The 13,560-nt window shown below is 51.5% G+C and carries 14 protein-coding genes and 2 pseudogenes; 15 read left to right on the top strand and 1 reads right to left on the bottom strand.

Translation table 11 applies throughout. The annotated features are described in order from the left end of the window. The 15 genes and pseudogenes from ACJY2G_RS17860 to ACJY2G_RS17790 all read left to right on the top strand — a co-directional run. A pseudogene (locus ACJY2G_RS17860) lies at positions 1-293 on the top strand (type VI secretion protein ImpA); the annotation flags it as partial. Positions 294-493: 200 nt separating this feature from the next. After that, a complete protein-coding gene (gene tssA / locus ACJY2G_RS17855; RefSeq protein WP_430319329.1) occupies positions 494-2,098 on the top strand; it encodes a type VI secretion system protein TssA in 1,605 nt (534 codons plus the stop codon). A gap of 19 nt (positions 2,099-2,117) precedes the next feature. Further along, positions 2,118-2,552, top strand: a complete 435-nt coding sequence (tssE, locus tag ACJY2G_RS17850) for a type VI secretion system baseplate subunit TssE (RefSeq protein WP_430319330.1) — start codon at positions 2,118-2,120, stop codon at positions 2,550-2,552. An 11-nt stretch (positions 2,553-2,563) separates the two neighbouring features. Next, positions 2,564-3,934 (top strand): VasL domain-containing protein, encoded by a 1,371-nt coding sequence (locus tag ACJY2G_RS17845; RefSeq protein ID WP_430319331.1) that lies wholly within the window; start codon positions 2,564-2,566, stop codon positions 3,932-3,934. Between the two features lie 39 nt (positions 3,935-3,973). Then, positions 3,974-4,411, top strand: a complete 438-nt coding sequence (locus ACJY2G_RS17840; RefSeq protein WP_120163354.1) for an STM0539 family protein — start codon at positions 3,974-3,976, stop codon at positions 4,409-4,411. Further along, a complete protein-coding gene (locus ACJY2G_RS17835; protein WP_430319332.1) occupies positions 4,408-5,229 on the top strand; it encodes a DUF2145 domain-containing protein in 822 nt (273 codons plus the stop codon). The genes ACJY2G_RS17840 and ACJY2G_RS17835 overlap by 4 nt, the downstream gene beginning before the upstream one ends. A 59-nt stretch (positions 5,230-5,288) precedes the next feature. Continuing rightward, on the top strand, positions 5,289-5,759 hold the full coding sequence (locus tag ACJY2G_RS17830; protein WP_430319333.1) for a hypothetical protein: 471 nt from the start codon (positions 5,289-5,291) through the stop codon (positions 5,757-5,759). A gap of 54 nt (positions 5,760-5,813) precedes the next feature. Beyond that, positions 5,814-6,416 carry a CDP-alcohol phosphatidyltransferase family protein gene (locus ACJY2G_RS17825; RefSeq protein WP_430319334.1) on the top strand — a complete coding sequence of 201 codons (603 nt, stop codon included), beginning with the start codon at positions 5,814-5,816 and terminating at the stop codon, positions 6,414-6,416. Next, positions 6,409-7,338, top strand: coding sequence for a phosphatidate cytidylyltransferase (locus ACJY2G_RS17820; protein ID WP_430319335.1), 930 nt, complete (start codon positions 6,409-6,411; stop codon positions 7,336-7,338). The genes ACJY2G_RS17825 and ACJY2G_RS17820 overlap by 8 nt, the downstream gene beginning before the upstream one ends. Before the next feature lie 88 nt (positions 7,339-7,426). Then, positions 7,427-9,190 carry a bifunctional alpha/beta hydrolase/class I SAM-dependent methyltransferase gene (locus tag ACJY2G_RS17815; protein ID WP_430319336.1) on the top strand — a complete coding sequence of 588 codons (1,764 nt, stop codon included), beginning with the start codon at positions 7,427-7,429 and terminating at the stop codon, positions 9,188-9,190. A 120-nt stretch (positions 9,191-9,310) separates the two neighbouring features. Continuing rightward, a pseudogene (locus tag ACJY2G_RS17810) lies at positions 9,311-9,481 on the top strand (dual specificity protein phosphatase family protein); the annotation flags it as partial. Between the two features lie 53 nt (positions 9,482-9,534). Beyond that, positions 9,535-9,753: a hypothetical protein gene (locus tag ACJY2G_RS17805; protein ID WP_430319337.1), complete on the top strand. Its 219-nt coding sequence runs from the start codon at positions 9,535-9,537 to the stop codon at positions 9,751-9,753. 578 nt (positions 9,754-10,331) lie between these two features. Next, positions 10,332-11,756: a cytochrome ubiquinol oxidase subunit I gene (locus tag ACJY2G_RS17800; RefSeq protein ID WP_095925805.1), complete on the top strand. Its 1,425-nt coding sequence runs from the start codon at positions 10,332-10,334 to the stop codon at positions 11,754-11,756. A 2-nt stretch (positions 11,757-11,758) separates the two neighbouring features. Continuing rightward, on the top strand, positions 11,759-12,766 hold the full coding sequence (cydB, locus tag ACJY2G_RS17795) for a cytochrome d ubiquinol oxidase subunit II (RefSeq protein WP_112290256.1): 1,008 nt from the start codon (positions 11,759-11,761) through the stop codon (positions 12,764-12,766). A gap of 11 nt (positions 12,767-12,777) precedes the next feature. Continuing rightward, on the top strand, positions 12,778-12,942 hold the full coding sequence (locus ACJY2G_RS17790; RefSeq protein ID WP_013577857.1) for a DUF2474 domain-containing protein: 165 nt from the start codon (positions 12,778-12,780) through the stop codon (positions 12,940-12,942). A 36-nt stretch (positions 12,943-12,978) separates the two neighbouring features. Here ACJY2G_RS17790 and ACJY2G_RS17785 read toward each other — a convergent pair whose 3' ends face one another. Beyond that, positions 12,979-13,557 (bottom strand): TetR/AcrR family transcriptional regulator, encoded by a 579-nt coding sequence (locus ACJY2G_RS17785; protein WP_159281769.1) that lies wholly within the window; start codon positions 13,555-13,557, stop codon positions 12,979-12,981. Positions 13,558-13,560: the final 3 nt, after the last annotated feature.

The following is a 13,560-nucleotide window of genomic DNA, read 5'->3' as shown; positions in this document are numbered from 1 at the left end:
CGCAGACAGGTTTCTATTTGCCGGATATTGATTTTTCACCAGCAAGATTTATTCCTGAAGACTATGGTCAACCGGCCTCAGCGAGACAAGGTACCCAACGCAGTGACTGGGTGGATTCAGAAACAGGTGAAAAGGAATATCGCTGGCTGGAATCTCAGTGGGCAAAAACCGGCTGGACTCTTATCCGCCGGGTTGGAGGCGAATTTATCGATGTCCCACCGGAAGGTTTTTTCCCGAAAGGATTACCGGAAGAATTGTACAACTGGCCGGAGAAAGAGACTTTAACCAACTAAAAGCGTTCATCGATTTACTTTCTACGTTGAAAAGAAACCACAGATATGGACTATTGCTCATCCTAGAAAACAATAGCCATTGTTGAAATAGGAGTTTTCAACTCCGAAGTAGAGTTTGAAAAGGTTTCAATTTTTAATCCAGAAATTTGTATTTCCCAGCCACGCCACATTAAAAATGCCATAACGAAAAGGAATGTCCCATGGCCACATTACACACCCTGTTAGCGCTATGCCCACAGGAAAACCCAGATATATTGATGCAAAAGGCCAAAGTGCAAACAGCGCTGTGGGAAAAATGGCTAAACCCGGTTAGCAGCGATAATGCAACTGGTGAAGATCCCGGGTATGACGATGACTTTCAACGTATGCGTGAAGAGGTTAATAAGCTTTCAGGCGCGGATACTGAACTGGTATGCCAGCTGGCGGAGAAATTACTGACCACTGTATGCAAAGACGTAAGGGTAGCCACTTATTATCTCTGGGCACGATTGCATCGCGACGGCGAATCGGGTCTGGCCGAAGGGCTGGAACTGTTGAGCGGACTGGTCTCTCGCTATGGTGACCAGTTGTTGCCATCACGAAAAAATAGCCGGCGGGCTGCTATGGAGTGGCTGGCAGGCAGTAAAGTCCTCGACAGCCTTTCGCTGTATCCCGAAGTCGATAAGCCAAAGTTTGAACGCATTTTGGCTGCACTCACCCTGTTTGAAGACGTTATTACATCATGGGAAGACGCAAACCGACCACAGTTGGGCGGTCTTTATGATGCCCTTGAATCCCGACTGGCTCAGTCTGGTGGCTTCGATGCCGTTGTTCCGCAAAATAGCGGCGGTCAGTCAACGTCTGATTCGCACTCCATATCGCCGGACATGCCGACATTAAAGGTAATAAAGTCTGGTCGTGAGTTACTCGATCAGGCTAAGGCGTTAGCTCAGTACCTGCGAGACCAGCCACAAGGCTGGCTATCAGGACACCGGTTGATGACTACAATACGCTGGGACACCGTCGACCAACTCCCTCCGCTGGACGCTAAAGGTTGTACTCGCCTGGTACCACCCCGTACTGACTACCGTGCCCAACTCAAACGCCTGTATCTGCAACAAAGCTGGAGCGAATTACTGGAAAATGCAGATAGGATGTTTACTGAAGGCGTGAACCATTTCTGGCTGGATATTCAATGGTACTTGCACCAGGCACTCAGCAAATCGGGGGCGCCTTATGATAGCTTGGCAGAATTTATCGAGCAGGATCTGCGGTTATTGTTGCTTCGTTTACCGGGACTCGAAACGCTCGCCTACAGTGACGGCACACCCTTTGCCGACGAAGTGACCGCAGGCTGGATCGCTCGTGATATTCAGGACAATGACGGGCGATGGCAATCTGAACCCAATGCAGTCTCTGCAAGTGGCGATGAAGATGTTCTTCAGCTTGAAACCGAAGCACTGGCGCAGGCAGACGGTGAAGGTATTGAAGCTGCACTCAATTGGTTGCAGATTCGCCCGGGGATCACTACACCCCGCCAGCGTTGGCTAATACGGCTGCTCATGGCTCGTGTTGCTGAACAATATGGAAAAAATGAAATGGCACTCCACTTACTTGGAGAACTGGACAGCACAGGAAATAGCCTCACGCTGAAGCAATGGGAGCCGACCCTGCTGTTTGAAGTAAAAGCACGACGACTCAAACTGCTGAGAATGCAATTCCAGCGTGGCGATACTGATAAAGCAAAACTCATCCTCGAAATGGACACGCTACTCGCCGGATTGGTTTCCATTGATCCTGCGCGCGCGGCAGTGCTTTGTGCTTAAGAAAGGACTTTAACCGCGAATGAACTCAAAATCCCCCTCTCTTTATGAAATCCTCACTGGCAACTTTGCCGGCGGCCTCGATTTGCACAACGTCAGCGAAGAGAATCAGGTGATCCTCTCCGTGCTTGATAACATGCAGCGCATTCTTAACTGTCGCGCAGGCACGCTTACGCACCTGCCCGATTACGGCTTGCCGGACATGAGCAAAATCCTGCAAGGGATGCCCGGCACGGCGCACTCGCTGCTGACCACGCTTTCCGGCACGTTACTCAAATATGAGCCCCGCCTGAGAAAAATCAATGTGATATTGCTGCCACAGTTCACGCCGGGGCATCTTGAGTACGCCATCGACGCTGAACTGAAAGACCTTGGGCTGGTGCGTTTCGGAACAGAGTTTATGCCGGAAGGCCGCGTGCTGATGCGTCATATGAAACAACAGAATTACGTCAGTTAAGGAAAACGATTATGTCTATTGAACGCCAATTGCGCACCGGTGGCGATCCGCGTGCGCTGGCTGACTACGCCGGTTTGCGCGAAGAACTGAGTAAACTGACGCATCCGGCCCGTCCGGATGTTGACTGGAAAAAGGTAGAACAGCTGTGCCTGAACCTGTTTCAGCAAAACGGCATAGAGCTGCAAACTGCGTCGTGGTATACGCAGGCCAGAACTCAGCTTATTGGCCTGACGGGCCTCAATGAAGGTCTGGCGATCCTTGAGGCGTTGATCTCCCGTCAGTGGCCTGCGCTGTGGCCGTTGCCGGTTCATGCCCGGATGGAAATTCTGACCGGTCTGAGCCAGCGGCTTCAGCAATCTTTGCGCACCATGACGCTGGAGTATCGCGATCTACCTGCGATTTATCAGGCCGAAAAGCTGATCACGTCGTTGTGTGATGTGCTGCAACGGCTGGAACTGAAACACGCCAGCCAGTTCGACGCATTAGGCACGTTTATGCACGGTGCCGCCGTCCGTCTGGAAAATATGCACGCCGCTACCGATGCGGCCGTAGTGCTACCCGCAGCGGCAGTTCAGGCAGAAACTCCGTCAGAAAACGCGCCCAGAGAACAATGGGTGTATGTCGCGCAAGCTGAGGCCGCCGAATCCCAGGTGGTGATCGCCCCGCCCCCGCCGGTAAAACGCATAATCCAGTGGAAGGGATTTATTGCAGGTGTGGCGATCACGGCGCTGGCGGGCATTGGTCTTCAGGCGGGCATCCATGCGTTCTATCGTCCGCAGGCCGCAATGCAACTGACCGCAATGCTGCCGGTTCTCCCGAAACCCCTTAGCCCGCAGGCACTGGAAACGCTGAAATCTCAGCAGGCGGATATGCTCAATCGTGAAGCACCCGCGCTGATTGCAGCGATGCAAAAACAGGTCGACCAGCTGGCAAAACTCTCTCCTCGCTGGCCACTGGACACCGGAACGCAACTGGTCAAACAGACACAAACGCTGTGGCCGGATAACCCGGCGACTCAGCAGCTGGCAAAAAACTGGTCACAGCATATGAACGCCAGCGCGGTTCCGCTGGAAAATCTCGATGGCTGGAACCAGGCCAATACCCAGTTGCAGCAACTGGCGGATAAATTAAACGGGCTGGATGAGCAGCGCGGTAAATATATGACCGTCTCGCAGCTGAAATCCTCCGTATTTGCCATCCAGCAGGCGCTGAACAGCTCGCCGCCGGTGGAGGAATCGCTGCGTAAACTGGCGCAGGATAAACAGCAAAATAAAGATGTTTCGCCGCAGATGGTGATGCAAACGGATAATCAGTTCACGCAATTGCTTAACCGGTATGCATTACTGACGTCCACCCCGGATCATGCCCAACCTCAACCCTGATACGCATCAGCCGATGCGTTTTTAAATCTGAGTTTCCTTATGAACAAAATTCTAAGCATCACCCTGGTCGCTTTACTGACGACCGGCAGCACATGTGCCCATGCAGATGAACGCTCAACCGTGTATATGTTATCCGGAACGTTGGCCAGCGCCGGAAGTTCGGTTGTGGTCAGCGGTCTGATCCTCTCCCCGGTTTTATTACCCGCTGCGCTGGTACTTAAAAGCGTGGAATACAGCAAGGGAGAGAAGACTGCCACCCTGGTAACCGAAACGCCTGATACGAAAACTGTGAAACTCAAACTATCCGATAAAATGGCGCAGGATGCCAAACTGAAAGCCGGGGATCACCTTACTCTTGAACCAGCACCGCAGGGAGAAGGTGCAGTGCTCAAGAAAGAAGGAAAACCTGTTGCCCATATGCGCAATGCCAGTGATGAAGGGTTGTCCTCAAGTGTGCCGATGGCAGAAAAACAGTGAAAACCCTCTGTTACAGCCTCTCCTTAATGTGTTGTTTAGCCCTTCCCGCTTATGCTGCCAGCTCGGCCTGTGAATCAGATATTCAGCCTGAGGTAAGTAACGTCTCAAAAACCATGGCGAATGCTGTTGCCTTAAAAAACAAGCTGAATTCACGTTCAGATGAAATTGTCATTCTGGTACGTCAGGGACAGGATTTGGGGAAATACAATATTCAATATTCTCATGCGGCGTGGGCCAGTAAAAAGGCCGACGGCAACTGGCAGGTGATACACAATCTGAATATCTGTAATACGTCACGTTCGGCGCTCTATATTCAGGGGGTTTATGAATTCTTAAGCGACGACCTGACAGGGAAGCAGATTGCTATTCTGCGCCCCACTCCTGAACTCCAGAAACGGGCAAAAGTAATGCTCAGCGAGCCACGGCAGGCACAACGTCTTCACGATAGCCGTTACAGTTTGGTGGCTTATCCCTATTTCTGGCACTACCAGAACTCAAATGGCTGGTTGCTGGAATCATTCGCTCAGACCTATCAACCCGATATATCCACCCGGATGCAGGCTCAGCGATGGTTAAAACAAAAGGGGTATCAACCCTCCGAAATCTCAGCAAGTCTGCCGGAGCGTATTTTGGCCTCGCTTTCCTCGCAAAATATTTTTATCGATGACAGGCCCGAAGCGCTAATTAAAGCGGGAAAAATAAGCTTTAGCAGTGGTGACAGTGTAATTAGTTTCCTGGGTCAGTTTAGCCAGTCCATTTCTGATTGTGACCACGGAAAGTGGCAACAGAACGTGTGTGTTTTTACTTTGCCTGAGTGAAATGAATCACAGCATCAGAAGGTGTGATGACGTCAGCCATTTTAAATTACAGAGGACGTATGTCAGCAAAAGAACGGTTTCTAAAAAAGCTGCAAGACAGCCAGCCCCGCAGCGGCTCATTTGATAATAAAGGTCAGGCGGATATCGCCGAGTTCCGCCAGCGGATGAGCGAACTTCAGGAAAACATAGAAGAGTGGCTGACGGACACCGGCATCAGGGTGGAGAGCACCAGCGTCTCACTGGTTGAATGCCTGATCGGAGGAAAATCGTTCAGCGTGCCGGGTATTCAGCTGCAGTATGAAGACCGGAAAGTTAAGTTCACGCCGGTATTTTTATACGGGCAAGGAGTGACAGGCTGTGTGGAAGCCAATCTATGTACGCAAGGCGGGGCCACTGTCTTGTGCCGGTTATTTATGCAGGCAGGTGAAAACAGACACTGGACCTGGCGCCCTGCCAATGCGTTCACCGGACCGGGCGGCGCATTTGGCGAAGATGCCTTTTTCGAACTGGTAGAACGTTTATTACCATGACGCCTTCGGGCGTCATTCCTCACGACTATTCATCACCAGGGCAGGAGCCACACAGTGACGCTTTACGACATGAAACCCCCCTTCCAAAATCTGTTAAGACCCCTGGTCGTAAAACTCCATCAACGGGGCGTGACAGCCAATCAGGTCACACTTGTGGCTATGTTCAGCTCTGTCGTTTTGGGCGGAATATTGATGCTCTTCCCTTTTCCCGTTCTGTATATTTCACTGCCGATTTTTTTGTTTTTCCGCATGGCATTGAATGCCATTGATGGCATGCTGGCTCGCGAATTCAATCAAAGAACTCCGTTGGGCGCGATCCTCAATGAGTCGGGAGACCTTATCTCTGATGCAGCTCTTTACCTCGCTTTTGCCTTTCTGACCGGCGTTTCGCCACAGCTTGTGGTCGTCGTGGTGCTGTTGTCATGGTTCAGCGAATTTTGCGGCATTCTCACGCAGACACTGACCGGTAAAAGAGACTATCGCGGCCCACTTGGGAAAAGTGACCGTGCCTTTTTATTTGGTACGTCAGGGCTTGGCATTGCGTTGTGGCCTCAGTATTTATATATCTTCAACGTGGTGTTAATCGTCGCTGCATTATTACTGATCTGGACATGCATTAATCGCTGTCGTGAAGCCGTGGCGGTAATGAATGTCTGATTCAGCTCAAACGCTGCAATATTGCCTTTCAGGTATTTTTGGTATTTTACTTTTCGCTACCTTCATTTTATTCATATTAATTAAACGCAAACCACAACGTGACTGGCTTGAATTAAGACAACGGATCACAAGCTGGTGGGTGATCATTTTTGTTTTTTCATTAGCCATGTTGTCACCAAAATGGTTAGCGTTAAGCTTCTTTGGCCTTGTCAGTTTTTTATCACTCAAAGAATATCTGACACTCGCCCCTACCCGCCTTTCTGACCGTATTCCGCTTTTATGGATGTATGCGGCGATCCCGCTGCAATATATCTGGGTTGGAATGTCATGGTACGGCATGTTTATTATTTTTATCCCGATTTATGTCTTACTGTTGCTTCCTGCCAGAATGGTCATGATCGGCGACACTAAAGGTTTTTTGAACTCTGCTGCGGTCATGCACTGGGGAATGATGACCACCGTTTTTGCGCTGAGCCACGTGGCATATTTACTAACCCTGTCAGGTAACACTAGCAGCGCGGGTGCTTTGCTGGTTGTCTTTCTGGTCGCTGCCACTGAAATCAACGACATTGCTCAATATTTATGGGGCAAACGGTTTGGGAAAATCAAGGTCACGCCCACGGTCAGCCCGAATAAAACCCTGGCTGGCTTAGCGGGTGGCATCTTCACGACAACACTTCTGGCGGGGATATTTGGCCCGCTGCTGACCCCGATGAATGGTCTGCATTCTCTCTCTGCGGGCCTCATCATCGGTTTTGGCGGATTCTGCGGGGATGTGGTGATGTCTGCCATCAAACGCGACGTCGGCGTGAAAGATTACGGGAATCTGTTGCCCGGTCACGGTGGCATTCTCGACCGGCTGGATTCTCTGATTTATACCGCACCGTTATTTTTCCACTTCTTTAATTATTTCTATGGATAGGTGCGTGTATTAAAAAACTCTGGCGCGTGCTGCGACGCTATATTCACACGTTTTTCATTATGCAGAATAAAACAACAAGGAAAGTCACATGAATCAGGAAATTCGCCAATATCAGGAAAATACCTTTTCGACCGGCGATGGTGAAGCGTTGTACTTTCGCCACTGGCCGGCGACGCATAGTGCTGGCAAGAAAGTGATTATTTTATTTCACCGCGGGCACGAACATTCCGGCCGGTTGCAGCATATAGTGAATGAACTGACGATGCATGATACCGATTTTTATGCCTGGGACGCACGCGGGCACGGCCAGTCTCCCGGTGAACGCGGATACAGTCCGAGCCTTGCCCGATCCGTACAGGACGTTGATGAGTTTGTCCGTTTTGTTGAAAAAGACGCAGGGGTACAAGCAGAAGATATTGTGGTGATCGCGCAAAGCGTGGGCGCCGTGCTGGTTGCTACGTGGGTGCATGATTATGCGCCGAAAATTCGCGGTGTCGTGCTGGCTTCCCCGGCCTTCAAAGTCAAACTGTACGTGCCTTTCGCCCGAACCGGACTGGCATTCATGCGGCGCCTGCGCGGTCTGTTTTACGTTAACTCTTACGTCAAATCAAAATTCCTGACACACGATCCACAACGTAACGCGAATTTTGATCAGGACAAACTGATCACCCGCCAGATTGCCGTCAATATTTTACTGGATTTGTACAAAACGGCTGACCGCATCGTCAGTGATTCTTCTGCCATTACCCTGCCGACTCAGTTGCTGATTTCGGGCGACGATTTTGTCGTTCACACAAAACCACAGAAGCAATTTTACGCCGGTCTGCGCAGTAAAATTAAAGAGCAACACATTCTGCCGGGTTTTTACCACGACACATTAGGTGAAAAAGAACGCCATATTGCCTTCGATAAAATCAAAAGTTTCGTCACCCGACTTTACAATCAAAAACAAGAGCCGTTTGACTACAAAGATGAAGACTGCTGGAGCCCCGGCGCGGATGCTTATCGTGATTTGCAGGCACCCTTGAAAGCAGGCACGCCAGAAGGCATGTTCTATCGGATGCTGAGTTACGGCATGAAAACGGTCGGACGACAATCAAAGGGCATGCAGTTAGGGTATGAAACTGGATTTGACTCAGGCAGCACGCTTGATTACGTCTACCGCAATGTTGCTGAAGGCAAGGGTGTTTTAGGGCGAATGATTGACCGGGTCTACCTCAACAGTATTGGCTGGCGGGGTATACGGATACGCAAAATTCATATTCAAAAGATGATCGGACAGGCTATCGGGAAATTACTTGAGCGTGATATGCCAGTACGCATCCTGGATATTGCTGCCGGGCATGGGCGATATGTACTGGATGCACTCCAAAATCAACCGGAGATTGAAAACATTCTGCTGCGCGATTACAGCGATATCAATGTAGAAAAAGGCATAAAAATGATAGAGGAGCGCGGGCTTTCCCACGTTGCTCAGTTCAGGAAAGGCAATGCTTTCGACTACGACTCTCTGGCGTCACTCGAGCCCAAACCGACGCTGGGTATCGTTTCCGGACTGTACGAATTATTCCCAGATAACGATTTACTCAGAAACTCACTGGCCGGGCTGGCCGCAGCGATACCACCCGGCGGTATGCTGATTTATACCGGTCAGCCGTGGCATCCGCAGCTAAAAACCATCGCGTATACCTTAACCAGTCACCAGAACGGCATCCCGTGGATAATGCGCGTTCGCAGTCAGGGCGAAATGGACGCCCTCGTAGAACAGGCAGGTTTTGAAAAATCTCATCAGCTTATTGATGAGTTTGGCATTTTCACCGTATCTCTGGCGGTAAGAAAATCCCATGGCTGACATTGCAATACCGGCGCAGACCGCCAGCCCCTGGAAACAGGGGCTATGCTGGCTGTTCGTACTGGGCCCAGTGTTTTTTCTCAGCTATGGTCAGGTGAACCAGATTTAGCGCAACTCAAAGAAGCAGTGTACCGGCTGACCCAGCTTAAGCATTCACATGACACCGTTCTGGTTTGCTGCGCGTTAGGCTTGTCACGCAGCGTCACTATCGCCGCGGCATGGTTAATGGCAGAAGGCGGATCTCAGACTGCACAACAGGCGATCGCTCATATCCGAACACAACGGCCTTAGGTGGTATTTTCTGCTGCACACATCCGGGCACTCGGTCACTATCAGGAGTTGCTATGCCAGCCCCCCTGATAACCAATAAAATTATGCAAATTCACCTAGGGAGCTGGCGTTTGTGGCTTGACGAGAAACTGTTCGTCCTGCTCATCAGCCGCCATGACCTTGAGTTTTTTGATGAGGGGATGGCACAACTGTGGCTTGTCAGAAAAGGTCCGACCTCCCGCTTGAAGCCCGCTGGCAAGGCGCACGTAAACTTCTGCATCGCACAATGTTAACCGTGGGATTACTGTGGCTGATCACGGCTGGGTTCTTGTTAATACACCTCCTCATATAGCCACCTCACGCCACACAAATGTAAACAAATGCTACAAACATTACCTGATCAGGTGCGGTTTTTGCCAAAACCGATGACATAAATTTACATTGCATTAAAAATAAGAATGCGCTGATGCCCTGCCCGATTTAACCTTTTTGTTACCGATTTTGCACACAACAAATCATTACCGGATGCAGGGTAATTACATTTGGAAAACATCAAAACTCTTTGATCCAGATCAATGCAACAACATAACCTTCCTCTTTTTATGGTTAATCCCTCTCACGCCTTCTGACATCGAAAATTGTTTTGTCCCGCCTCACTCCGTACCCGCCAGGAAAGTGTTTCAGCCAGTAATTCCCTCCCGTGACCGTCCCTGTTAATGCCTTCTCCCACTGTGGTTAAATCCATTCCTCGCGAAACCCCAGCTGTACTGCCCTTTCATTCAAGACTTCACCTGCGAATGTCCGACATCGCCGGTTCCCGTACCGGTGCCAGCGTCTGGAAGGGTTATCTGACACACAAAAAGAGGTTGTTATGTTTGGTCTTGATGCGCTAGAACTGGCCCGGATCCAGTTTGCCTTCACCGTCTCTTTTCACATCATTTTTCCCGCAATCACCATCGGGCTTGCCAGTTTTCTGGCGGTTCTGGAAGGCATGTGGCTAAAAACAAAGAAAGAGGCTTACCGCGACCTGTATCATTTCTGGTCGAAAATCTTTGCCGTTAACTTCGGTATGGGCGTGGTCTCCGGTCTGGTGATGGCGTACCAGTTCGGCACCAACTGGAGCATGTTCTCCTCGTTCGCCGGCAGTATTACCGGCCCGCTGCTGACCTACGAAGTGTTAACCGCATTCTTCCTGGAAGCCGGTTTCTTAGGCGTGATGTTGTTCGGCTGGAACCGCGTCGGCCCTGGCCTGCACTTCTTCTCTACCTGCATGGTGGCGCTCGGTACGCTGATGTCGACGTTTTGGATCCTCGCGTCGAACAGCTGGATGCAGACCCCGCAGGGCTACGAGATTGTTAACAATCTGGTCGTTCCGGTCAGCTGGATGAAAATTATCTTCAACCCGTCATTCCCGTTCCGCTTAATGCACATGACCACCGCCGCGTTCCTGGCGTCTGCGTTCTTCGTGGGTTCTGCTGCAGCGTGGCATTTGCTGCGCGGTCGCGACACGCCAGCCATCCGTACCATGTTGTCGATGGCAATGTGGATGGCGTTGATCGTCTCGCCAATTCAGGCGTTTCTGGGTGATGCGCACGGTCTGAATACCCTGAAATATCAGCCAGCCAAAATTGCTGCCATCGAAGGCCACTGGGAAAATAAAGACAATAAACCGTCCCCGCTGGTGCTGATCGGCTATCCCGATATGAACCGTGAAGAAACCCGTTACGCGATTGAAATCCCGTATCTGGGCAGCCTGATCCTGACGCACAGCCTGACGCATCAGATCCCGGCGCTGAAATCCTTCCCGAAAGAAGATCGTCCGAACTCGTCCGTTATTTTCTACACCTTCCGCATCATGGCCGGTCTGGGCATGCTGATGATTTTGCTGGGTGTGCTGAGCCTGATCCTGCGTCGTGGCGGCAAAATGTATACCTCCAAAGCGTTCCTGCGCTTTGCTTTCCTGATGGGGCCTTCCGGTCTGCTGGCGTTACTGGCGGGTTGGATCACCACTGAAATGGGGCGTCAGCCGTGGGTGGTTTATGGACTGCTGCGCACCAAAGATGCGGTATCCAACCACAATGTGCTGCAAATGAGCGTCAGCCTGATCCTGTTCATCGTCATTTACTGCTCGGTGTTTGGTGTCGGTTACGGCTACATGATGCGTCTGATCCGTAAGGGTCCGCAGGCGCATGAAGGCGAAAGCGTTGACCACGGTGGTCCGGGCCAGCACCGCACGCCCGCACGTCCGCTGTCTGCGATTTCAGAATCACTGACCGACGAAAATAAGGGAGCTTGATAATGGGTATCGACTTACCGCTGATCTGGTTTTTGATCATCATCTTCGGCGTGATGATGTATGTGGTGATGGACGGCTTCGACCTGGGTATCGGTCTGCTGTTCCCGCTGGTGAAAAAAGAGCACGACCGCGACGTGATGATGAACACCGTTGCGCCGGTCTGGGACGGCAACGAAACCTGGCTGGTGCTGGGCGGTGCGGCGCTGTACGGCGCATTCCCGCTGGCGTATTCGGTGATACTGGACGCGCTGACTATTCCGCTGACCCTGATGCTGTTCGGCCTGATCTTCCGTGGCGTCGCTTTTGAATTTCGCTTCAAAGCCAGCCCGGCCAAACGCCACGTGTGGGATAAGTCCTTCATTGGCGGTTCAGTGCTGGCGACGTTCTGTCAGGGCGTGGTGCTGGGCGCGGTCATCAACGGGATCCCGGTGGTGAACCGTACTTATGCCGGTGGCGCGCTGGACTGGCTGACGCCGTTCACGCTGTTCTGTGGTTTTGCGCTGGTGGTGGCTTACGCCCTGCTCGGCTGCACCTGGCTTATCATGAAAACCGAAGGCGAATTGCAGGAAGCGATGCACAACATCGCCAAACCGCTGCTGATAGTCTTCCTGCTGGTGACGCTGGCGGTCAGCCTGTGGACGCCGCTGACACACAGCGATATCGCCACCCGCTGGTTCTCCCGCCCTAACCTTTACTGGTTCCTGCCGGTACCGGTGCTGGTAGTACTGGTCTCTGCATGGATGTATCGCGCCATCAGCAAAAATGCGCACCACTCGCCGTTCCTGCTGACGCTGGCGCTGGTGTTCCTGGGCTATACCGGTCTGGGGATCAGCATCTGGCCGAACATCATTCCACCGTCCATCTCCATCTGGGAAGCGGCGTCACCTCCGCAAAGTCAGGGCTTTATTCTGGTCGGCGCCCTGTTCATCATCCCTATTATTCTGGTGTACACCTTCTGGAGCTATTACGTGTTCCGCGGAAAAGTCACACCGGATCAGGGTTATCACTGAGGAATCGCATTATGAATCTCATCAGAAAAATGGATGACAGCAACATCACTAAAGCCCCGTTCTTAAAACGAGTCGGCTGGATGGCCGTCATCTGGGGCGGCAGCGTGCTGGCGTTATTTGTTGTGGCATCGGTGTTTCATTTGCTGATGTTTGCGGCAGGAATGAGAAGTCATTAAGTGAAAAAGGCCGCCATCATGGCGGCCTTCTGTTTTTTATTTTTCCAGCACCCTTCCGATAAAATCGAGAATATCATCCATCGCTTCCTGACGGGCTTCGGCAGAAGGCATGACGATCAGCTGATCGGAATAGCCATTCATGATGGCGGATAACTGGCGGGTAACGCGTCCGGCATCGGTCGGGCGGAACACGCCGCTGTCGATCCCGGCGCGGATAATTTCAGCCAGCAGTTCCAGCCACTTATGTACCATCAGCCGCGCCAGTTCGGCGTAAGCCTCATTATGCGCTGCCAACTGCCAGAGCGATCCGTACAACTGCCAGATATCACCCTGCGTATCAGGCAGATAATTGCACACCAGCGTGTGCAATTTTGCTTTGGGCTCCAGCAGTGCGATTTCAGCGGAAAACTCTTTCAGTTCCGCCATCATCACCACCGACAGCGCTTCAATGCACAGCGTCTGCCAGTCAGGAAAATAATGATAAATATGGCTGCGGGAAATCCCGACGTACTCCGTCAGCTCGCGCGTCGTGACTTTCTCAATTCCCTTTTCGATAAAGAGACTGATAGCTCCGTCAAGAATCTTAGCCCTTAACGCTTCCCGGTTTTCTTTCATCAT

Origin of the sequence: Rahnella sp. ATs2, assembly GCF_051851855.1 — a bacterium.
Classification (GTDB): Bacteria; Pseudomonadota; Gammaproteobacteria; order Enterobacterales; family Enterobacteriaceae; genus Rahnella; species Rahnella variigena.
This window is presented reverse-complemented; position numbering and strand designations above follow the sequence as displayed.